At 45.6% G+C, this 21,960-nt stretch carries 15 protein-coding genes, 2 tRNA genes and 1 pseudogene; 15 read left to right on the top strand and 3 right to left on the bottom strand.

Annotation, left to right across the window (positions count from 1 at the left end):
• The first annotated feature begins 146 nt into the window (after nt 1-146).
• The 3 genes and pseudogenes from HFM85_RS05265 to eda all read left to right on the top strand — a co-directional run.
• Nucleotides 147-219 (top strand) — tRNA-Asn (locus HFM85_RS05265).
• 3 nt (nt 220-222) lie between these two features.
• Nucleotides 223-293, top strand: a tRNA-Cys gene (locus HFM85_RS05260).
• 200 nt (nt 294-493) lie between these two features.
• Nucleotides 494-985: pseudogene (gene eda / locus HFM85_RS05255) on the top strand (bifunctional 4-hydroxy-2-oxoglutarate aldolase/2-dehydro-3-deoxy-phosphogluconate aldolase); the annotation flags it as partial.
• A 69-nt stretch (nt 986-1,054) separates the two neighbouring features.
• On the opposite strand, the gene HFM85_RS05250 reads toward eda, so the two are convergent.
• Complete coding sequence (locus tag HFM85_RS05250; protein ID WP_173738856.1) at nt 1,055-1,393, bottom strand: hypothetical protein; 339 nt, start codon at nt 1,391-1,393, stop codon at nt 1,055-1,057.
• A gap of 319 nt (nt 1,394-1,712) precedes the next feature.
• Here HFM85_RS05250 and HFM85_RS05245 point away from each other — a divergent pair, with 319 nt between their 5' ends.
• The 10 genes from HFM85_RS05245 (at nt 1,713) to HFM85_RS05200 (ending at nt 16,199) form a co-directional block, all read left to right on the top strand.
• Complete coding sequence (locus tag HFM85_RS05245; RefSeq protein ID WP_173738855.1) at nt 1,713-2,426, top strand: ABC transporter ATP-binding protein; 714 nt, start codon at nt 1,713-1,715, stop codon at nt 2,424-2,426.
• An 8-nt stretch (nt 2,427-2,434) separates the two neighbouring features.
• Nucleotides 2,435-6,292, top strand: a complete 3,858-nt coding sequence (locus HFM85_RS05240; protein ID WP_243873816.1) for an FtsX-like permease family protein — start codon at nt 2,435-2,437, stop codon at nt 6,290-6,292.
• A gap of 518 nt (nt 6,293-6,810) precedes the next feature.
• A complete protein-coding gene (locus HFM85_RS05235; RefSeq protein ID WP_173738853.1) occupies nt 6,811-9,465 on the top strand; it encodes a valine--tRNA ligase in 2,655 nt (884 codons plus the stop codon).
• A gap of 15 nt (nt 9,466-9,480) precedes the next feature.
• Nucleotides 9,481-11,589, top strand: coding sequence for an LTA synthase family protein (locus HFM85_RS05230; RefSeq protein WP_173738852.1), 2,109 nt, complete (start codon nt 9,481-9,483; stop codon nt 11,587-11,589).
• Between the two features lie 171 nt (nt 11,590-11,760).
• The gene (locus HFM85_RS05225) at nt 11,761-13,059 is read left to right on the top strand and encodes a bifunctional folylpolyglutamate synthase/dihydrofolate synthase (RefSeq protein WP_173738851.1); all 1,299 of its coding nucleotides are present in this window, start codon (nt 11,761-11,763) and stop codon (nt 13,057-13,059) included.
• Entirely contained in the window at nt 13,056-13,208 is a 153-nt protein-coding gene (locus tag HFM85_RS05220; RefSeq protein ID WP_021977044.1) for a hypothetical protein, read from the top strand. The genes HFM85_RS05225 and HFM85_RS05220 overlap by 4 nt, the downstream gene beginning before the upstream one ends.
• A 10-nt stretch (nt 13,209-13,218) precedes the next feature.
• Complete coding sequence (locus HFM85_RS05215; protein ID WP_173738850.1) at nt 13,219-14,580, top strand: hypothetical protein; 1,362 nt, start codon at nt 13,219-13,221, stop codon at nt 14,578-14,580.
• Nucleotides 14,581-14,705: 125 nt separating this feature from the next.
• The gene (locus tag HFM85_RS05210; protein ID WP_173738849.1) at nt 14,706-15,065 is read left to right on the top strand and encodes an anti-sigma factor antagonist; all 360 of its coding nucleotides are present in this window, start codon (nt 14,706-14,708) and stop codon (nt 15,063-15,065) included.
• Nucleotides 15,049-15,474 (top strand): anti-sigma F factor, encoded by a 426-nt coding sequence (spoIIAB, locus tag HFM85_RS05205; protein ID WP_173738848.1) that lies wholly within the window; start codon nt 15,049-15,051, stop codon nt 15,472-15,474. The genes HFM85_RS05210 and spoIIAB overlap by 17 nt, the downstream gene beginning before the upstream one ends.
• A gap of 2 nt (nt 15,475-15,476) precedes the next feature.
• Nucleotides 15,477-16,199 (top strand): SigF/SigG family RNA polymerase sporulation sigma factor, encoded by a 723-nt coding sequence (locus HFM85_RS05200; RefSeq protein ID WP_173738847.1) that lies wholly within the window; start codon nt 15,477-15,479, stop codon nt 16,197-16,199.
• Between the two features lie 62 nt (nt 16,200-16,261).
• Here the strand turns inward: HFM85_RS05200 and HFM85_RS05195 are convergent, their stop codons facing one another.
• Together HFM85_RS05195 and HFM85_RS05190 are read right to left on the bottom strand one after the other, a co-directional pair.
• Complete coding sequence (locus HFM85_RS05195; RefSeq protein ID WP_173738846.1) at nt 16,262-16,759, bottom strand: QueT transporter family protein; 498 nt, start codon at nt 16,757-16,759, stop codon at nt 16,262-16,264.
• A gap of 169 nt (nt 16,760-16,928) precedes the next feature.
• Complete coding sequence (locus HFM85_RS05190; RefSeq protein WP_173738845.1) at nt 16,929-19,460, bottom strand: leucine-rich repeat domain-containing protein; 2,532 nt, start codon at nt 19,458-19,460, stop codon at nt 16,929-16,931.
• 332 nt (nt 19,461-19,792) lie between these two features.
• Here HFM85_RS05190 and rfbD point away from each other — a divergent pair, with 332 nt between their 5' ends.
• Both rfbD and HFM85_RS05180 read left to right on the top strand, forming a co-directional pair.
• Nucleotides 19,793-20,644: a dTDP-4-dehydrorhamnose reductase gene (gene rfbD / locus HFM85_RS05185; RefSeq protein ID WP_173738844.1), complete on the top strand. Its 852-nt coding sequence runs from the start codon at nt 19,793-19,795 to the stop codon at nt 20,642-20,644.
• Between the two features lies 1 nt (nt 20,645).
• Nucleotides 20,646-21,944, top strand: a complete 1,299-nt coding sequence (locus HFM85_RS05180) for a dicarboxylate/amino acid:cation symporter (RefSeq protein WP_173738843.1) — start codon at nt 20,646-20,648, stop codon at nt 21,942-21,944.
• Nucleotides 21,945-21,960 lie beyond the last annotated feature (16 nt).

The following is a 21,960-nucleotide window of genomic DNA, read 5'->3' as shown; positions in this document are numbered from 1 at the left end:
GAAGTGTGGTAACACATGGAGCTGACTGTTACTAATCGGGTGAGGGCTTGACCAAGAAACGCAGGTTAAGAATTGATTCAAAGAGTTTGATTGACCATCAATAAGCATGTATGTAGTTTTTAAGGTATAAGCCTTAAATTAAATATTCCTCCTTAGCTCAGTCGGTAGAGCATGCGGCTGTTAACCGCAGTGTCGTTGGTTCGAGTCCAACAGGGGGAGCATGGTGCCATAGCCAAGTGGTAAGGCAAAGGTCTGCAACACCTCTATCCCCGGTTCAAATCCGGGTGGCACCTCTTAGAAAGCCTTGGAAAGATAAATTTCCAGGGCTTATTTTTATTATAAAAATGTATTTGCTGAAGACAGTGAAGACAGACTTCTGGAAGATCGGACAGCATCCGGAAAGGATGCTGTCCGACAAATCAGGAATTTTTTTCTACAATCAGGATTCTTTTGCGGTTATAAACTAGATGAAGGTACATGGCATCCTGGGCACGAAGAGTCTATCCGTCTGATGGCAGAGCAGTTCCCGGAAATGCTTGTGGGAGCAGGTACCGTACTTACAACTGAGCAGGTAGATGCAGCTGTTGGCGCCGGAGCAAAATTTATCGTAAGCCCAGGCTTCAATCCAGAGATCGTAGACTACTGCCTGGAAAAAGATATTCCTGTTTTCCCGGGATGTATCACTCCATCTGAGGTTGCACAGGCAGTGAAAAGAGGCCTTAAGGTAGTAAAATTCTTCCCGGCAGAACCGGCAGGCGGAATTTCAATGATCAAGGCTATGGCAGCTCCTTATACAGGAATCAGATTTATGCCTACAGGTGGGATCAATGCGAAAAACCTTGAGGAATATCTTTCCTGTGACAAAATCCTTTGCTGCGGCGGAAGCTGGATGGTAAAAGGAGATTTTGTAAAGGCAGGAGAATTTGATAAAATAAAAGAGCTGACAGCAGAAGCAAGAAAGCTCGCTGATTCCATAAGAAAGTAATCAAAATTAATACACATATTCAATAAAAAAGCAGAACCCTGCACAATCAGGCAGAGTTCTGCTTTTTTGTCAATTATTGTGAAAATAGATCAATGAAGTATGATCAGAAGAAGCTTTTTCTGGATTAGCGACAGAATCAGCTGCCGGATCAGCAGAAGTTTTCCGAAGATCCATTCGGTAAAGATAAAGAATTCCACCGAAGAATCCGGGTATCAGTCCGGCGTATCCACCGGTACATAAGATCACAGTCAGTTTCACCATCAGTTCTGTCTGAAGTCCCAGACAAACAAGTAATCCGGACAAAATTCCGGCTGCACTCCATCCAGCTGTCAGAAGTGCAAGAAAAACAGCAGGTGCAGGGGCCTTTTTTTTATTTTGATCTAAGTGATTCCACAGTGTTTTATACATAATCCATTCCTCCCATTTTGATGGAATTATACTTCTGCTGTTGTCAGCAACAGTCAGCCATAATATTGATTTCCTTTATCTGTCTGTATTATAGAAAAGAAATGTAAAATACAAATGCGCAGGAATGAAAAATCTTTGTAAAATATAAGTAGAAATTGCATTTTGAATGAAGAACCGATATACTTATAAATATATTTACAGACATATCGATTACAGATGAAGGGATATTACCAAACAGCTGTGATATTGAGGCGGGGAATAAAAAGGGGGCAAGTAAAAGCCCCCTGAAATTATAGAGAGAGCAAAGAGGAGGATGAGAATGGAGCATACGGAAGATTATGTGAAGCTGGAAAATGTATCCAAAATCTATGGCTCAAAAGAAGTGAAGATCATAGCGGTGGATGAGATCAGCTTCCGGATAAAAAAAGGAGAATTTGTAGTTGTGGTAGGACCCAGCGGTGCCGGAAAGACAACGGTGTTGAATATCCTGGGCGGAATGGATAAAGCTACATCCGGCAATGTCTGGATCGATGGGAAAAATATCGCAAAATATACAGACCGGCAGCTGACCGGATACCGGCGTGAGGATATTGGCTTTGTATTCCAGTTTTATAATCTGGTGCCAAATTTGACTGCACTGGAGAATGTGGAGCTTGCTCTTCAGATCTGTAAGGATCCTCTGGATGCCAGGACGGTTTTGGAGGAAGTAGGATTGAAGGAGAGGCTGACCAACTTTCCGGCACAGCTTTCCGGCGGTGAGCAGCAGAGAGTTTCCATAGCCAGAGCTCTGGCAAAGAATCCCAAGCTTCTGCTCTGTGATGAACCTACAGGAGCGCTGGATTATCAGACCGGCAAGTCAATCCTGAAGCTTCTTCAGGATACCTGCAGGGAACGAGGCATGACTGTCATTGTCATTACCCACAACTCTGCACTGACACCTATGGCTGACCGTGTGATCAAGATCAAAAACGGCAAGGTTTCCAGGATGACCGAAAATGCACATCCCACACCAGTGGAAGAAATTGAATGGTAGGTGACGGAATGAAAGCATTACACAAAGATTTCTGGATGGAGATCCGGAAAAGTAAAGCACGTTTTATCTCGATCTTTCTGATCGTGGCATTGGGCGTTGCATTTTTTTCCGGGATCCAGGCGTCTTCTCCGGATATGAGATATTCCGGAGATGCCTATTATGAAGCGGCAAAGCTGATGGATCTGAAGATTCAGGGAACACTGGGACTGACCCAGCGTGATGTAAAAGCGGTATCAGACATTGACGGTATAGAGCTGGCTGAGGGTGGTTACTCTACGGATGTTATGAGTGGAGAGGACGATGCCAGGAAGGTTCTTCATCTGGAATCCATCAGCAGCAATTTTAATCTGCTCACAGCAGATGAAGGAAGGATACCGGAAAAAAGCGGCGAGATTTTTCTGGACAAGCCATTTGCAAAGAACCGTGGCTATAAAATCGGGGATACCATATCTGTCAGTGAGGATGGAGACAGTGAACTTCTGAAAAAGACAACCTATACAGTTGTGGGAATCGGAAGCAGCCCTCTTTATATTTCGTTTAACAGAGGAAATACGACTCTTGGGTCAGGTGAGATCAGCGGTTTCGGATACATCCTTCCGGAGGATTTTGATCAGGAGGCTTTTACCCAGATCTATATTATGGTTCATGAATCCGGGGATGTGATCAGCTATACCGATGCCTACGACAATCTTATTAAAAAGATACGGAAGCGTGTGGAAGGCATCGAAAAAGAGCAGTGCAGTCTGCGCTACGATGAGGTCGTCGCAGAAGCCAATGAAAAGCTGGATGATGCCAGAAAAGAGCTTGAGGATGGAAAGAGGGAATCAGAGGAAAAGCTTGGCGATGCGAAGAAAAAGCTGGATGATGGACAGAAAGAGTATGATGATGGAAAAAAAGAGTACGAAGATGGAAAACAGCAGCTCAATGATGCAAAAAAGGAGCTGATCGATGGAAAACAGCAGCTTGCAGACGGCAGACAGCAGATCGCAGATGGATGGTCTCAGCTTAACAGTGCAAAGCAGCAGGTGGAAGACGGGATGGCCCAGTTAAATGCTGCCAGATCACAGCTTGTCAACTCCGAAGCACAGATAAATGAAAAGCAGTCAGAGCTGACTGCCGGATACGAACAGCTGACTGATGCAAAAAAGCAGGTAAGTGACGGTGAGGCTCAGCTCCGGGAAGCGGAAAAAACACTGGAAAGCAAACAGGCTGAGCTTGACACCGGAAGAGAACAGCTGGAAGCCGGAAAAAATACGATTAGAGAAACAAAGGCATCTCTCACCAGTCAGAAAGAACAGTGTGAGGCAGGGCTTGCACAGATTTCCGAGGGCGAAGCCCAGATCAGTTCCAGTGAAGAAGCCCTTTCCGGGCAGCAGGCACAGCTGGATGAACTGACCAGCCAGAAAGAGACATTAAGCAGTCAGGTGGCGGAGCTGCAGGCTCAGTATGACGCCGGTGCGGAAGCAGGAAAAACCGAGGAAGAGCTGGCGGAGCTTTCCGCGCAGATCCAGACATTAAATGACCAGATCAGTGCAATGGAAGAACAGATAAATTCCGGTCAGGCGCAGATCGACGGGGCGCAGGCTGAGCTTACAGCAAAAAAATCAGAGCTGGCCCAGACCCGGGCTGAACTGGAGAGCAGCCTCACTCAGATCAATGAGGGCTTCAGTCAGATCGAAGAACAGGAAGAGACACTTTCCGGGACAGAGACACAGCTGAACGCAGGCCAGGAAGAACTGGATAAAGGAAAAAAAGAACTGGAGGCAAAGAAAACAGAGCTTTCTGCAGCCAAAGAAGAAATCGAGACCAATCAGGCAGCTCTTGATGACGGTCAGAGCCAGCTTGACGCTGCCAAAGCCCAGTTAGGTTCCGGAAGACAGCAGCTGGAGGAAAAACAGGCCCAGTTAAATGCAGGACAGGCAGAGATCCAGGCAAATACGGAAAAGCTTACCAGCAGTCAGGCTGAACTGGATGCAAATGAACAGAAAATCCTGGATGGTGAAAAAGAGATCCAAGAAAACGAACAGAAATTAAAAGACGCCAAAAAAGATCTGGAGGACGCAAAAAAGAAGCTTTCCGATGGAAAGAAAGAATATCAGGACGGCAAAAAAAAGGCCGATGACAAAATTGCGGAAGCCCGGCAGAAGATCGAGGATGCCCAGAAAGAGGTAGATGATATTGAAACACCGGAGTGGATCATCACAGACCGCAATGACCTTCCGGAATATTCGGATTTTGGTGATAACGCAGAGCGGCTGAAAAACATCGGAAAAGTTTTCCCGATGATATTCTTCCTTGTAGCGGCTCTGATCAGTCTTACCACAATGACACGAATGGTTGAGGAGCAGCGAACCCAGATCGGAACCATGAAAGCATTGGGCTACGGAAAAATATCTATTGCATCCAAATATCTCTGTTATGCCTTCCTTGCAACAGCAGGAGGCAGCATCGTGGGTATTCTTTTCGGAGAAAAGGTTCTTCCGTTTATCATTATCCAGGCATATGGGATCATGTACTGGAATATTGGTGATCACATGCAGCTGAATTATGAAATGCACTATGCACTGATCGCTTCCGGAGCAGCGGTGATCTGTACTATGGGTGCAACACTTTTTTCCAGCGCAAAAACTCTGGCAGAAACACCGGCATCCCTGATGCGTCCGCCTGCACCAAAAGAGGGAAAACGGATACTTATTGAGCGGATCGGCTTTATATGGAAGCATCTGAGCTTTTCCTGGAAATCGTCCATGCGAAATCTTTTTCGTTATAAGAAGCGACTCTTTATGACTATTTTCGGAATTGCAGGAAGCATGGGACTGATGCTTGTAGGATTCGGACTTTACGATTCGATCATGGATATTGCGCTTCTCCAGTATGACCAGATCCAGCACTATGATGCCATGGTGATCAACGATGATGATGCTACACAGAGCCAGAAAAAGGAACTTCTGAAATTCCTGGACGGAAACAGCGAGATCGATCACTATACTCGTGTGCAGCTCACCAAGATGACGGCACCAAAAGAAAAGGGAAGTGTCAGTATCTATGTGTATGTTCCGGAAAATACGGAAAATTTTAAAGAGGATGTAACGTTACGTGACCGAAAGTCCCACGAGCAGTATGAGCTTACCGATGACGGAGCCGTGATCTGTGAAAAAACAGCTTCTCTTATCGGTGTGAAAGCAGGAGACGAGATTGCCCTGGAGAAAGACAACAGAAAGTATAAAGTAAAGATCACTGCTATCACAGAGAACTATATGGGACATTATGTTTACATGACCCCATCCTGCTATGAAAAAACATTCGGGGAGAAACCGGAGTATTCAAGTACAGTATATACTATGAAAGAAGATGCAGGCAGTGATCTGGAGACTCTTGGAAATGAGATCCTGAAATATCCGGCAGCTTTAAGTATCAGCTATACAAGCAGCACGGCCGGTCAGGTAGAGCGAATGCTGGGCTCCCTTGGAGCGGTGATCTGGGTCCTGATCATTTCTGCCGGAATGCTGGCATTTGTGGTACTGTATAATCTGAACAACATCAATATCACAGAGCGTCAGAGAGAGCTTGCAACATTGAAGGTCCTGGGATTTTATGATGGCGAGGTTTCCCAGTATGTATTCCGGGAAAATATCCTGCTGTCCTTTATAGGGATCCTGGCAGGTGCAGTATTCGGAATCCTCCTTCACCGGTATGTGATCACAACCGTTGAGGTAGATGCGGTGATGTTTGGAAGAAATATCAAGCCAATAAGCTTTGTCTACAGTGGGATCATTACATTTGGATTCTCCATGTTTGTAAATATGGTAATGCATTTTAAGCTGAAAAAGATCAATATGGTAGAGTCACTGAAGAGCGTGGAATAAAATATTAAAATGCCAGAAAGGTACTTGTATCTGGAAATATGTGAAATCCCAGGAAAAGCAGGCCTTTGTCTTGACAAAAAAAGAAAATTTCATTATAGTAGGAACATGGTAAAGGCGTTGAATAAGAGGAGTATGCAGGTCTACGCTGACAGAGAGAGATGCACGGACGCGGGAGAAGCGCAGGCTGGAAGGCATTTTCAGATGGAAGACTGCAGAAGGTAGCTTAGGAGCCGGGAGACTGAAGGCAGAAATGCAGAACAGATGCAGATGCTGTTGCGTAGGTTTTCACGTATCCCGCGTTAAGGGATAAGAGATAGATGGGAATAAAATATAAGACATTTTTCCCGGATAATGAAGGTGGTACCGCGAGAATGATCGCCCTTCGCACAGGAGTTTTTTGGATTCCCGTGTGGAGGGCGTGCTTTTTCTTGCAGAAAACAGGAGTGTTCAAAGCTCCCATAATCAGAAAAGGCTGTCAGAAAGACAGCTTGATTCCAAGAAAGATTCAGGAGGAAAACATGAGCAAAGAACTTGCAAAGACTTATGATCCCAAAGGTATTGAGGATCGTCTGTACAAAAAATGGATGGACAACGGATACTTCCATGCAAAAGTTAATCCGGACAAAAAACCTTTCACAATTGTAATGCCGCCGCCCAATGTAACCGGACAGCTGCATATGGGCCATGCACTGGATGAGACCATGCAGGATATTCTGATCCGTTTCAAAAGAATGCAGGGCTATGAGGCTCTCTGGCAGCCGGGAACTGACCATGCAGCCATCGCTACAGAGGTTAAGGTAACAGAGAAGCTCCGTAAGGAAGGTATTGACAAGAACGAGATCGGCCGTGAGGAATTTATGAAACATGCCTGGGCATGGAAAGAGGAGTACGGCGGAAAGATCATTAATCAGCTGAAAAAGCTGGGGGCATCTGCAGACTGGGAGCGTGAGCGCTTTACCATGGATGAGGGCTGCTCCAAGGCTGTTCAGGAGGTATTTATCCGTCTCTATGAGAAAGGCTATATTTACAAAGGCTCCAGGATCATCAACTGGTGTCCTGTATGCCAGACCTCTATTTCTGATGCAGAGGTTGTACATGAGGATCAGGACGGATTTTTCTGGCACATTAATTATCCCATCGTAGGTGAGGAAGGTCGTTTCGTTGAGATTGCAACCACACGTCCTGAGACACTTCTCGGCGACACAGCAGTTGCTGTAAATCCGGAGGATGAAAGATATAAAGATATCGTAGGCAAGATGCTGAAGCTTCCGCTTACAGACAGAGAGATTCCGGTTATTGCTGATGAATATGTTGATAAGGAATTCGGAACAGGCTGCGTTAAGATCACACCGGCACATGACCCCAACGATTTCGAGGTGGGACGCCGTCATAATCTTGAGGAGATCAATATCCTGAATGATGACGCTACAATCAACAGCCTTGGCGGAAAATACGCAGGTATGGACCGTTACGAGGCACGTAAGGCCATGGTTGAGGATTTGAAAACACAGGGACTTCTTGTAAAAGTTGTTCCGCATAACCACAGTGTAGGTACACATGACCGCTGCGGTACAACTGTAGAGCCGATGATCAAACCACAGTGGTTTGTAAAAATGGATGAAATGGCAAAAGCAGCCATCAAGACTCTGGACGACGGAAATCTTCAGTTTGTTCCGGCACGCTTTGACAAGACTTATCTTCACTGGCTGGAGAACATCCGTGACTGGTGCATTTCCCGTCAGCTCTGGTGGGGACACAGAATCCCGGCTTATTACTGCGATGAGTGTGGTGAGATGGTGGTTGGAAGAGAGATGCCGGAGAAATGCCCGAAATGCGGATGCACACATATGCATCAGGATGAGGACACTCTGGATACCTGGTTCAGTTCCGCACTGTGGCCGTTCTCCACACTTGGATGGCCGGACAAGACACCGGAGCTTGAGTACTTCTATCCGACAGACGTTCTGGTAACAGGATATGATATCATCTTCTTCTGGGTTATCCGTATGGTATTTTCCGCACTGGAGCAGACTGGTGAGACACCGTTCCACCATGTACTGATCCACGGTCTGGTACGTGACTCACAGGGACGTAAGATGAGTAAGTCTCTTGGAAACGGTATCGATCCGCTGGAGGTTATCGACAAATACGGCGCAGATGCCCTTCGTCTGACACTGATGACAGGTAATGCACCTGGAAATGATATGCGTTTCTACTGGGAGCGTGTAGAATCCAGCCGTAACTTTGCAAATAAGATCTGGAATGCTTCCCGTTTCATTATGATGAACCTGGAAGGAAAGACGGTAACAGAGCCAAAAGACCTGAACGCACTCTGCAACGAGGATAAATGGATCCTTTCCAGACTTAACACAGTAATCCGTGATGTTACTGAGAACATGGATAAATATGAGCTTGGAATCGCCGTACAGAAGGTCTATGACTTCCTGTGGGATGAGCTTTGTGACTGGTATATCGAGATGGCAAAAGTAAGACTGTGGAAAGCAGAGGAAGATCCGGCAGCAGCCAATGACGCTCTGTGGACCTTACGTACAGCACTGACACAGGGACTGAAGCTTCTTCATCCGTTTATGCCATTTATCACTGAAGAGATCTACTGTACACTGCTTCCTGAGGAAGAGTCCATTATGATCTCCGACTGGCCGGTATATAAAGAAGAGATGAATTTCACAGAGGCTGAAAAAGCAGTTGAAAGCTTCCAGGAAGTTGTTCGTGGAATCCGTAATACCAGAAATGAGATGAATGTTCCGCAGAACAGAAAGACAAATATCTACATCGTAGGCAAGGATGCAGACTGCTGTGCACGTTTTGAATCCTGCAAGAGATCCTTTACAAACCTTGCGTTTGCAAAAGAGATCCATGTGCAGCAGGATAAAGCCGGAATCGGTGAGGATGCAGTCTCCATCGTTGTGGCAGACGGTGTGGTATATCTGCCACTGGAGGATCTGATCGACCGTGAAAAGGAGATCGAACGTCTCACAAAAGAGCAGGAGCGTCTTACAAAAGAAATCGCACGCTGCGAGGGAATGCTTAACAACCCGAATTTTGTGAACAAGGCACCTGCAGCCAAGGTAGAGGCAGAGAAGGAGAAACTTGAAAAATACAAAGAGATGAAAGAGAAAGTGAACCTGCAGTTAACACAGATGGTGAAATAACGAAGGAGTGTTTTAATGAAGTGGTGTAACTTTTTCAATAAGATTTCGCTGATACTTCAGGCTCTGGGCTGTGCAGTCCTGTACTTTGTGATCGAGGCCATATGCAGGCACTCGTTCACAGAGGCGTGGACCTACATGACCACAAAGCCGCTTGTATTTGCTTATAATGCAGCGTTTATCTTTACGACGATGCTGATTGTTTATCTCTTCCGAAAGAGAATTTTCTGGCGCATTTTTATCGGCAGCTTATGGCTGTTTCTGGGAATCGTAAACGGTGTGCTTCTTCTCAACCGTGTCACACCGTTTACAGGACCGGATGTAAAGAACCTGACAGATGGTCTCAGTATTGCAAAAAAATATCTGACCCATACCCAGATGACCATAGGTGCGGTCTTTCTGGGGCTTGCGGTTATTATCCTTCTGATCATACTGATAAGATCGCCGAAGTACAGAGGCAAACTGAAATACAAGGTGAATATTCCACTGGTTCTGGCCGGGATACTTGCCTTTGGAGGAATCACACAGCTTGCTCTGGAAAAAAGAGTACTTTCCAATTATTTTGGAAATATTGCCATAGCTTATGAGGATTACGGATATCCCTACTGTCTGGCAACGACGATCTTTAATACCGGAATCAGTGCGCCGAGAGATTATTCCGAAAAAGAAATCAGCAGGATCGAGAAAACAGAGGAGAATCTTCCTGCGACAAAGGATGGAAGTCATCCGAATATCCTGTTCTTACAGCTGGAGTCCTTTTTTGATCCTACACTTGTCAATTATCTGGATATTTCTGAGGATCCTATCCCCAATTTTCGGAAACTGATGGAGGAGTATTCTTCCGGTTATTACAAGGTTCCGTCTGTAGGAGCCGGAACTGCCAACACGGAGTTTGAGTCCATTACCGGAATGAGCCTTCATTATTTTGGGCCGGGGGAATATCCTTACAAGAGTATTCTTAAGGAAACTACCTGTGAGAGCGCACCATATGTTCTGAAAAATCTTGGTTATACTGCGCATGCAGTACATAACAATGAGGCGAATTTCTACGGAAGAAGAAGTATTTTCCCTAATCTGGGATTTGATACCTTTACTTCTGCAGAGTACATGAAGGATGAAAATCAGAAGAACCCGCTGGGCTGGACTAAGGACAGTGTTCTCACGGATGAAATCGTTAAGTGCCTGGATTCCACAGAAGGACCTGATTATGTATATACTATTTCCGTACAGGGACATGGAGATTATCCTTCAGAACCGGTGCTGGAAAATCCGGAGATCACAGTTTCCGGGGCACCTACTGACGAGCTGAACAATAAGTGGGAGTATTATGTAAATCAGATACATGAGATGGATAATTTTGTCAAAGAGCTGACTGACAGGCTGGCAGATTATCCGGAGGATGTGGTACTGGTTATGTATGGTGATCATCTGCCGACCATGGGACTGACTGTGGAGGATGTGGATAACAAATATCTGTTCCAGACAGAGTATGTGATGTGGGATAATTTCGGACTTAAGAAAAAGAAAGAAAATCTTGCGGCATATCAGATGGCAGCAGAGGTTATGGACCGTGTAGGTATCCATGAAGGAAATATTTTCAAATATCATCAGGCAAGAAGAAACACCAAGAATTATCAGGTGGATCTGGAAACCCTGCAGTATGATCTTCTCTACGGAAAACAGTATACCTATGACGAAAAGAATCCTTTTGAGCGGACAAAGATGCACATGGGAATCTACGATACGACTCTGGAGTCTATCCAGGTAGTGTCTGAAACAGACCATACTTATTATATTCAGGGAACCAATTTCACGCCATCCAGCCAGGTGAAGATTAATGGTGAGTGGTATGATACGGTTTATGTGAATCCGACCAAGCTGATTATTACCGGAAAGGAACTGGATGATTTTGACAGGCTTTCGGTAGTACAGCGAAGCAACAGCTCCACCAGAAAGGCCATGACAAAGAGCCATGACCGGGCGGTTTATGCGCTGCTCTCTGACAGCAGGTGGAAGCTTGACAGTGAAAAAAATGCTTCTGACACAGCGGAGGCTGAAGAATCAGACACAGCAGAGACAGCTGCAGCTGAGACTTCCGGTGGGGAAAACAGCACAGAAAGTCGGTAAAAAGCCCACGAAAAATACTTCGATACAAAAAATGTCGGATAAAATATTACGATTAGGACTGGACATCTTCCACCACTATTATATAATGGTATCGTAACGAACAGGAGGGGAGAAGCTTTTCTCCCCAAAAGTTCTTTACGAATACATTATAGATAAGTGATGGTTTTTTTTATGAATTACAAAGAAGCAGTTGCGTATATTGAAGATATACCGAGATTTACAACCAAGAACAGCCTGGACCATACCAGAGAATGTTTAAGAAGACTTGGAGATCCGCAGAGAAAATTCCGTGTGATCCATGTGGCAGGAACTAACGGAAAGGGAAGTACCTGTGCTTTTATCACATCGGTTCTTCGGGAGGCAGGGTATTCCTGCGGACTTTTTACATCGCCTCATCTGGTGGAGATCAATGAGCGTTTTCAGATCAACGAGGATGTGATCGATGACGATACATTCCTTTGTGCTTTTGAAAAAGTTAAAAAGCTTTCCGATGAGCTGGTTGCAGAGGGAAGCTATCATCCCACATATTTTGAAACCTTGCTGCTTATGGGAATGGTGATTTTTGCAGATGCAGGAGTGGACTATGTAACACTGGAGACAGGTCTTGGCGGCCGTCTGGATGCTACTACAGCAGTTGAGAATCCGGCAGCCTGTGTGATCACATCCATAAGCCTTGACCATATGCAGTATCTTGGAAATACGGTTTCCGAGATTGCAGGAGAGAAGGCAGGGATCATGGTGCCGGGTGTTCCGGTGATCTACGATGGAAATGATCCGGATGCAGCTAAGGTAATGCGTGAGCATGCGAGGGAGCTTGGATGTCCTGCATATGAACTTACAAGAGCGGATACCGAGATCCATAAGATTGCGAAAGACGGGATTGATTTTTCTCTGAAAGATGAAGCTTATGGAGATACTGTTTTCAGTATTCCGTTTATTGCACGCTATCAGGTAATGAATGCAGCCCTTGCAGTAAAAACGATTCAGGTTCTCAATCGTGAGATACCGGTATCTATGGAGGAGCTGAAAGCAGGCATGGCGAAGACACGCTGGCAGGGAAGAATGGAGACAGTTCTCCCGGGTGTGATCGTAGATGGCGCACATAACGAAGACGGTGTTGAGAAGTTTGTGGAGACAGCTGAGCATTTTCAGAAGGAATTTCCGCTGACACTGTTGTTTTCCGCTGTGGATGACAAGGATTACACAGATATGATCCGTACCATCTGTACAAGGATCAGCTTCCGGCATGTGATCGTCACACAGGTTGGAGGATATCGTAAAGTTCCGGTGGAAGAGCTTGCAGAGATTTTCCGTAAGGATGGAGTACCGGAAGTAGAAGCAGCAGAGGATGTTCCGATGGCATTTGAGCTTGCACTGAAAGAGAAAGGCGAGGACGGTATGCTGTTCTGTGTGGGATCGCTTTATCTTGTAGGCGAGATCAAAGCCTGGATCAGGAGGAATAAATTATGATCGATTATGAAGAGGAACTGAAGAAATTTGAACCATGTCTGGATGTGGCAGATGTAGAAGGTGCAATCTATGACCGTGAGATCACCGATATCATGGATGTGCTCCAGGAGATGCTGCGGGAGGTTAAGAGCAACAGACGTGTAAGATAAGGAGAAGTGAATGAACTGCATTAACTGTGGAGCGTTCCTGACAGATACAGATCTGGATTATTGTCCGCACTGCGGAGCCAATGTACTGATCCAGAAGAAGGTTGACTATCTTTCCAAGCTCTATTACAACCAGGGGCTGGAGAAAGCCAGCATTCGTGATCTGTCTGGAGCGATCAGCTGTCTGAAGCAGAGTCTTGCCTATGATAAACGAAATATCCGTGCAAGAAACCTTCTTGGTCTTGTGTATTTTGAGACAGGCGAGGTGGTTGCTGCACTGAGTGAGTGGATCATCAGCAAAAATATCCAGAAGAGCCGTAACCTGGCATCTGAATATATTGAGAAGCTTCAGGCGAACCAGAATAAACTGGAAACGATCAATGAAAGCATCAAGAAATATAACAATGCCCTTGCCATGTGCAGGGAAGGCCATGAAGATATGGCAGCCATCCGTCTTAAGAAGATCCTGGCACAGAATCCCAAGCTGATCAAGGGATATCATCTTCTTGCACTGATCCAGATGAAGAATCAGGAGTGGAACAAGGCGAGAAGAACGCTCAAGAAAGCGGCAAGGATTGATAAGACCAACACCACGACGCTCCGTTTCTTAAGAGAGATCGATGAGCAGACGGGTGTTACTACAAAGATGGAGAACAGACGGAAGAGTCTTATTCGGGACAATGAAAAGGAAAAGGATAATATTTCCGGAGAGATCGTTGTAAGACCGTCCACATACAAAGAAAGGTCAAAAGTTTCCCTGTTCTTTACTATGGTACTGGGATTTGCAGCAGGTGCTGCGGCATTCTGGCTGCTTGTACTTCCGGCAGTGAAGCAGGATGTGTACAGACAGGCAAATGAGCAGATCGTGCAGTACAGTGAGTCACTTTCCAGCCAGGGAGTGGCACTTTCCAAAGCCCAGGGAGAAGCAGAGCAGTCCAATAGTACTGCGGATGCCACAGCTAAGCAGGTTGAGGAAGAGAAGAAGAGAAGTCAGAGTTATGAGGCTCTGTTTTCTGCTTATACAGCTATGCAGCAGGAGGATCTGGATACTGCAGCAGTGGAGATCCAGCAGGTATATGTAGATACACTTTCTGATTCTGCGAAAGGTATTTATAATACTATCTGTGAGAAGACCGGCGTATCGGGAATTACCGGTGATTCATCAGGCAGTGACAATACCGCTTCAGCAGCTTCCGCAGATGGAAGTACAACTGCAGACGGAAGTGCAGCTTCAGATGGAACGTCTGATGGCGGCGACAATTCATCAGATGGAAGCGGAGACGGTACTTCTGATGGATCAGACCAGTCATCTTATGATGAGAGTGGAGATACCGGCTATGATTCGTCTTACAGCGATGGCTATACAGGAGAATGATCGATACAGAATACAGGTGAGAAACCTCGGAGAAGGGGAATGTGTTTCAGCACATTCTTCTTTTTTTGTACGATTTTTTATAGAAGATTTTTTGCATAAAAATAAAAAAATGGGGGAATGATAAAGTGGAATCAGTGTTTGAAATATCAGGAGCTGTGATGACAGTTCATTTGCCTGTAGATCTGGATCATCCGGTGTCTGACAGTATTCGAAGAGAAACAGACCGGATTATTGGACAACAGTATATAAAAAATATGGTTTTCGACTTCTCAGAGACCGTTTTTATGGACAGCTCTGGGATCGGACTGCTCATGGGAAGATACCGGGCACTGGGAATGCGAGGTAAATGTGTGCAGGTGATCCATGCAAACAGCCATATCAGAAAGCTTCTGAGACTTTCCGGGATCGGCAGATACATAGACATCTCCGAGGCGGAAAAAACATCAGCAGAACAGGAGGGCGCATACTATGGAAAACACAAATGAAATGACGATCATTTTTGACAGCAGACCAGCCAATGAAGCTTTGGCCAGAGTGGCAGTTGCATCTTTCTGCACGCAGCTGAACCCCACACTGGAGGAAGTTTCAGATCTGAAGACAGCAGTTTCTGAAGCTGTGACCAATTGCATCATACATGGGTATGGAGGCGAGGTACATAAGATCCGGGTGGACTGTTCTCTTTGCGGACAGGAGCTTAAAGTGGATGTTACAGATCACGGAACCGGTATCCCGGATATTAAGAAAGCCATGGAACCTTTGTTTACCACCAGACCGGACAAAGACCGTTCGGGCATGGGATTTACATTTATGGAGGCATTCATGGATGAAGTTTCTGTGGAATCGGAGGTTGGCCGCGGAACTACCGTGCACATGAAAAAGATCATCAGGAGGTAACTATGGATCGTACTCTTGCCCTCATCGGGCGTGCACACCAGGGGGATAAAACGGCAAGAGATATTTTGTTTGAGGAAAATACAGGGCTTATATACAGTGTGGCCAGACGCTTTCTGGGAAGGGGCGTGGAGATGGAGGATCTGTTCCAGATCGGCAGCATCGGACTTCTGAAAGCTGTGGATAAATTTGACATGTCTTTTGATGTGAGGTTTTCAACGTACGCAGTGCCAATGATCGCCGGGGAAATCAAACGTTATCTCCGGGATGACGGGATATTAAAAGTCAGCCGGTCTTTAAAAGAGAACCATTACAGGATCTATTCGGTGAGGGAGGCATTGACCAGGAGGCTGGAAAGAGAGCCTACTGTGGAGGAGCTTGTCTGTGAAATGGGAATTTCAGTGGAGGAACTTGTGTTTACTCTGGAATCCGGAGCAGAGGTGGAATCCCTCCATAAGACGATCTATCAGGGAGAAGGAACAGAAATCTCCCTGATGGACAAGATTCCTGAGAAAGAAAACCGTCAGGAAAAAGTACTGAACCGGATCTTTTTGGAAGAGATACTGGGGAGTCTGAAGGCAAAGGAGCGAAAACTGATTTACATGCGGTATTTTCAGAACAAGACCCAGACGGAAATTGCTTATGAGCTTGGGGTATCCCAGGTGCAGGTATCCAGAATGGAAAAAAGGATTCTGCGCAGTCTGCAGAAATCAGCAGAGATAAAATAAAAGGGAGCCATGAGAAATGCTGCTGTTTTCTCATGGCTCTCTTTTGGGGGCAGCAGATCTTGTCAGACTGCTGCTTTTTTATGAAAAAGTACATTTTTGTATTTGGAAAGTGCTCCAAGAAGGATCATACCGATCACACCGGCTGAGATAAATTCACCGGCTCCTACTGTGAGCATCATAAACGGGATAGGAAGGTTAATGCCATATCCGTAACGAAGCACAAGAGGAACGATCACAATGTTGGAAACAATCGGCGGGATCGGGGCTGCCCATTTGCCTGTATTGCGAAGCTTGTAGGTAAAGAATGCACCGATAAGTGTGGCAATGCTTCCGAAAATGATGTCAACCGGAATCGCACCGCCAAGAAGATTGGCAATGATACATCCCACGAACAGTCCCGGGATGGCAGCCGGTGTGAAGAACGGAAGCACAGTCAGAGCCTCGGAAAAACGGATCTGAACTTCACCGAAGCTAAGTGGTGCGAATACCAGTGTCAGGACAACATATACAGCTGCAATGGCAGCTCCCTGCACCAGAAAATGAGTACCTTTGTTTTTCATATTCAATATTCTCCTTTAGTTTTGTTTTACGAGTGGAAGGTCACGAACACTCGGCACATTTATAGGCGGTGACCGCCTTGTAAGCCCTGTACGACCTTGGTTTTTGCGGGCTTTTGCAGCGAAACTGAGTATAGCATAAAGGGCGTGGAAATGCAAGGTACGATCCTGGCTATTTGATGACCCTGGCCTGTGTGGACAGCCCCTGACTCTGAAGCAGCTTTTTGTAAGAAGAAAGTTTGTTTGCCGGAACCTTTACAGTCAGTTTTTTGTAATTATTCTGACCTGCTCTTGTGAAGATATATTTACCTGAGCTTTTGGAAGTAAGACGTCCTGTCTGTATGGTGACAGAGGTAAGGGCCTTACAGTCACAGAAAGCTTTCGTGCCGATCGCAGAAACTCGGGAACCGATTTTTACAGTACGAAGACTTGTGCATCTCTGGAAGGCTCCGGCACCTATGCTTGTGATATTTCCTGAAATCGTTACCTGTTTCAGGTTTTTACAGTTTTTGAAGGCATTGGCTGCAATGGCTGTGACTTTGTAGGTTTTTCCGTTAGCTTTGACAGTGGCCGGAATCTTTGCAGTGGCAGTATTGCGTGAACGTGGTCCCTTCAGTGCTACGGAAGTCCCGGTGGTATTGACTGTGTAGACATTATAGGCATCCCGGAATGTTTTTGCAGTCTGTGGCTTTGGTGTGGCTGCAGGAGTGATCTGGAAATTTAAGGTGATGGTTCCGTAGAAATGGTTATCACCGATGATCTTCAGGGTAGCAGTTCCTGCTTTTTTATTGTTCTGGTATGTCACATGATAATCATTGATGCCAGAAAGCTTTGCTTTTCCAAGAGTTACGGTTGGAACGGGCTTTATGTCAGAGCCTGTATAGGTATATGTTTTTTTGATCCCTGTTACAGATGCATCGGAAATATTGCATGCATAGCTGATATTGTTTTTCTTGGCATATGTAACTGCGTAAGAGCCGTACGGAGCATGGATCTTGCAAAAATATGCATGAGAGCTGTCAGACCAGTAATAGCCGCACCACACAGCATCCGTTCCAATGCTTTTAACGGTATCAGGTATGTTGATCCTGGATAGATTGTTACAGTAGGCGAAAGCTTCTTTTCCGATCTTTGTGACCCCTTTCTGGATGTCCACCTCTTTCAGCTCAGGAAGATAAACAAAGGCCCTTTCGGAAATACTTGTGATCCCGGGCTTTATTATTACCTTTCTGATCTGGTTTTTGATAGCTTTCCAGGAGGAATCGCTGGAGAAGGAAAACCAGCTGTTTGTTGAAGAGACTGGGTATCGGTTGTTTTCCTCTGTGGAAATAGAAAGTGGTCCGTAGCCGGAGATCGTAAGGATACCGTTTTTGAAATTCCAGGTTGCGTTGTCACCTGCGATATGGTAAGTTTTTTTGTCAGCTTTTCCGTTGTCGGAATTAATGGAATAAAAGTTCAAGGTGTTGGAGTTTGAAGCATAATAAACGACCCTGGAATCCTTTACCACAGGCTGACAGTCAGAAATCGGAGCAGCTGTTGTAAACTCTTTGCTGAGACTCTTTCCCTTTCCGTCCACAAAAAGATAATGAAGGGTGCTGGAAGAGAGCGGATCGTTAGCGGAAGAGTTTTTCTTGTTATCGTCGGAGACGTATTCTTCCCAGGAAATCATAAAACGGTTGTCATTTATTTTGGTGATCTTTACGCCCGCAAAGCTTTTTCCTCCGCCTGTAAAGTTGGTAAGCTTCCTGGTAGTGGTTGCTTTTTCGGAAAAGTCAGACATTGGTGTGACGGACAGATAAAGGTTATGAGGCGTGTTTTCAGATACCTTATCATATTTGGACTGATCGATGGAAGTGCCAACGCATAATACACTGTCAGAGGAAACAGCCATGCCGTCAACGCTTGCGTAGCAGGCCAGTGCCCACACAGAAGTATGTGAGCCTCCGTATGGCAAAAGCTCTATGGTGGTGCAGGCAAGTGTAGTGCTGTCGTATCTGGAAAGCTTTGTACATCGTGAACCCTCACTCTGCTCCAGTACGTAGAGATAAGAACCTTGTGATTTGATATACTGTGCAAAGGAATGCCACAGATCGCAGGAAACGATCTTTCCTTTCATGGTTGCCTGGTCGATCTCGGCCATAAGGAAGCCCTGATGTCCCTGACCGACAGAGGGATCCACATATCCTTCGTGACCGGTAACAACATAGAGCTTGCCGTTGCTTTCTGTCATTTCCACACAGCCATAGTCAAAGGGCGTGCGGACCTCACCGCCAAAAAGCTCCGGGTTACTGGTAATTGCTGCTGCACCGTTCCGGTTCCAGTTTGTGTCGTAGCGGATAACGCGGATGACCTCAGCGGAATCGTTTTCTTTGTTGTTTGTCTGGCCTTCTACCAGATAATATCCGTCAGATCCGGCATAAAAGCCACCCCACAGTGGAAGCTCCATGTTGATCTTGCGCTTGCTTCTGATCTTCAGATCATTATCGTAATATTCAACGCCGACAGAATTTTTCTGGTGGAAGACCCTCATGTATCCGCCGGAAACAGGAATAAGATCAGAGGTACGGCGTAACCTGACATTGAGATTGTCCTGTGCGGTTGGCGTAAGAGAGCCTGCCCGGGCTGTCTGTGGAAACAGGATCAGACAGAAGCAAAGACAGCAGAACAGAAATAGCAGAGATGTTAATTTTTTTAGCTTTTTCATAAGTTTCTCCTTTGTATGTGTTTTTAGATGATCTCCTGTTTAGATTATAATTCATGGGACAGGATTTACAATACAAAATCGGGAGTTATGGAACTCCCGATCCTCAGGATTTCTGTAAATTCTGTTCACAAAAACATCTTGAGGAAATACTGCCGGTGGGCAGTAACATCAGCAGCAGGAACCTTATGGAAACAGGGGCTTTTTTCTTGACAGTTTTTTGAGATATTGATAAAATATATTTCAGTATATAGGTTAAAGGGGCATTGGTTTTGATCTAAATCAATGTCTCTTTATTTTATGTATCACACATATTACACCAGGGAGGTAGAAAGATGTTAAAAGTATGGATCGCAGGTGCCAACGGACAGATCGGACGGGCACTGAATGATGTTCTGGATCCAATGCAGATCGAGACTCTGAACACAGACCTTGACGAGCTGGATATCACAGACACAGATGAAGTGATCAACTTCGGTTCCATTAACCGTCCGGATGTGATCATCAACTGCACCGGTATCACAGATACCGATGAGTGTGAGAAGAATCCGGAACATGCATACCGTGTCAATGCACTGGGAGCAAGAAACTTAAGTATCGTGGCAAGAAAATGCGGAGCAAAGATCGTACAGCTTTCCACAGATGATGTCTTCGACGGAAAGAGCAAAAAACCGTATACAGAGTTTGACGATACCAATCCGCTGACTGTTTACGGCCGTTCCAAGAGAGCGGGAGAGAACTATGTAAAAGAGTTCACACACAAACATTTCATTATCCGAAGCAACTGGGTATATGGAAAAGGCGGGCACAATTTTGTAAACCGTGTGCTGGAGACTGCAGAAAAAGGTCAGGCACTTTCCGTTGCTTCTGATCAGTTTGGATCACCGACCAGTGCCAAGGATCTGGCAAGAATGATCCTGTATCTTATCGATACCAACGAATATGGAACTTATCACGTAACCTGCAGCGGTGTATGCAACCGTTATGAGTTCGCAACAGAGATCCTTCGCCTTGCAGGAAAGGAGATCGAGCTGAGATCCGTGCCGACAGAGCAGTCAGATCTTTCTTCTGTCAGACCGCCGTATGCCGTTCTTGATAATTTTATCCTCCGTATCATTGAAGTGTATGATATGCCAGACTGGAAAGCATCATTGAAAGAATATATGGATGAAAGAACGGAGGATTAGGATGAAAGAAAAAAATATAAAAGAGAAAACACAGCAGAAAAAGAAAATGGGTCTTACCACGAAGATCTTTGTGGCGCTGATCGCAGGTGCGATACTGGGAATCATTCTCTGCTATCTGGTTCCTGACAGCAGCTTCAAAAAAGACGTGATCGTGGAGGGAATCCTTTATGTGATCGGACAGGGATTTATCCGTCTGATGAAAATGCTGGTTGTACCGTTGGTATTCTGTTCCCTTGTCTGCGGAAGTATGTCCATCGGTGATACCAAGAAGCTTGGAACCGTAGGTGTGAGAACACTGGTATTTTATCTGGCGACTACAGCTCTGGCTGTTTCGGTTGCTCTGACTGTAGGTAATCTGATCAATCCGGGTGTGGGACTCGATATGAGCTCTATTCAGTCCTCCGCTTCCTCTGTGGAGACTATGGAGGCGACCTCTCTTACGGATACCATCCTGAATATCATTCCGGACAATCCAATCAATTCCCTGGCAAGCGGAACCATGCTTCAGGTTATCGTATTTGCCCTGATCGTTGGTGTGATCCTTGCGAAAATGGGAGAGCGCGCAGAGACAGTAGCGAACTTTTTCAGTCAGTTTAATGATATCATGATGGAGATGACCATGATGATCATGGCACTTGCACCGATCGGTGTATTCTGCCTCATCAGCAGAACTTTTGCAAACATCGGTTTCAGTGCGTTTATCCCGCTGGCAAAATATATGATCGGTGTTCTCCTTGCACTGGCGATCCAGTGTTTCGGCGTATACCAGATCCTGCTGAAGATCTTTACAGGACTGAATCCGATAAAATTCATCAAGAAATTTTTCCCGGTTATGGCATTTGCATTCTCAACAGCTACATCCAATGCCACGATCCCGATGTCCATTGATACCCTGTCCAAGAAAGTGGGTGTTTCCAAGAAGATTTCTTCGTTCACCATTCCTCTTGGAGCTACCATCAACATGGACGGTACCTCCATCATGCAGGGTGTTGCCGTAGTATTTGCGGCACAGGCCTTCGGTATTCACTTAAGTCCGATGGATTATGTGACAGTTATCGGAACTGCAACCCTTGCTTCTGTAGGAACTGCCGGTGTACCAAGTGTTGGTCTTGTTACCCTGACTATGGTATTTAACTCTGTAGGACTTCCGGTTGAGGCTATTGGTCTGATCATGGGTATTGACCGTATCCTGGATATGACCAGAACAGCGGTTAACATTACCGGTGATGCAGTCTGCACAACCATCGTTGCACACCAGAACAATGCACTGGATAAAAAAGTGTTTAACGAATCAAACTAAATATCCGGTTCAGAAA

Source organism: Blautia schinkii, assembly GCF_013304825.1.
GTDB classification, from domain to species: domain Bacteria; phylum Bacillota; class Clostridia; order Lachnospirales; family Lachnospiraceae; genus Blautia_A; species Blautia_A schinkii_B.
This window is presented reverse-complemented; position numbering and strand designations above follow the sequence as displayed.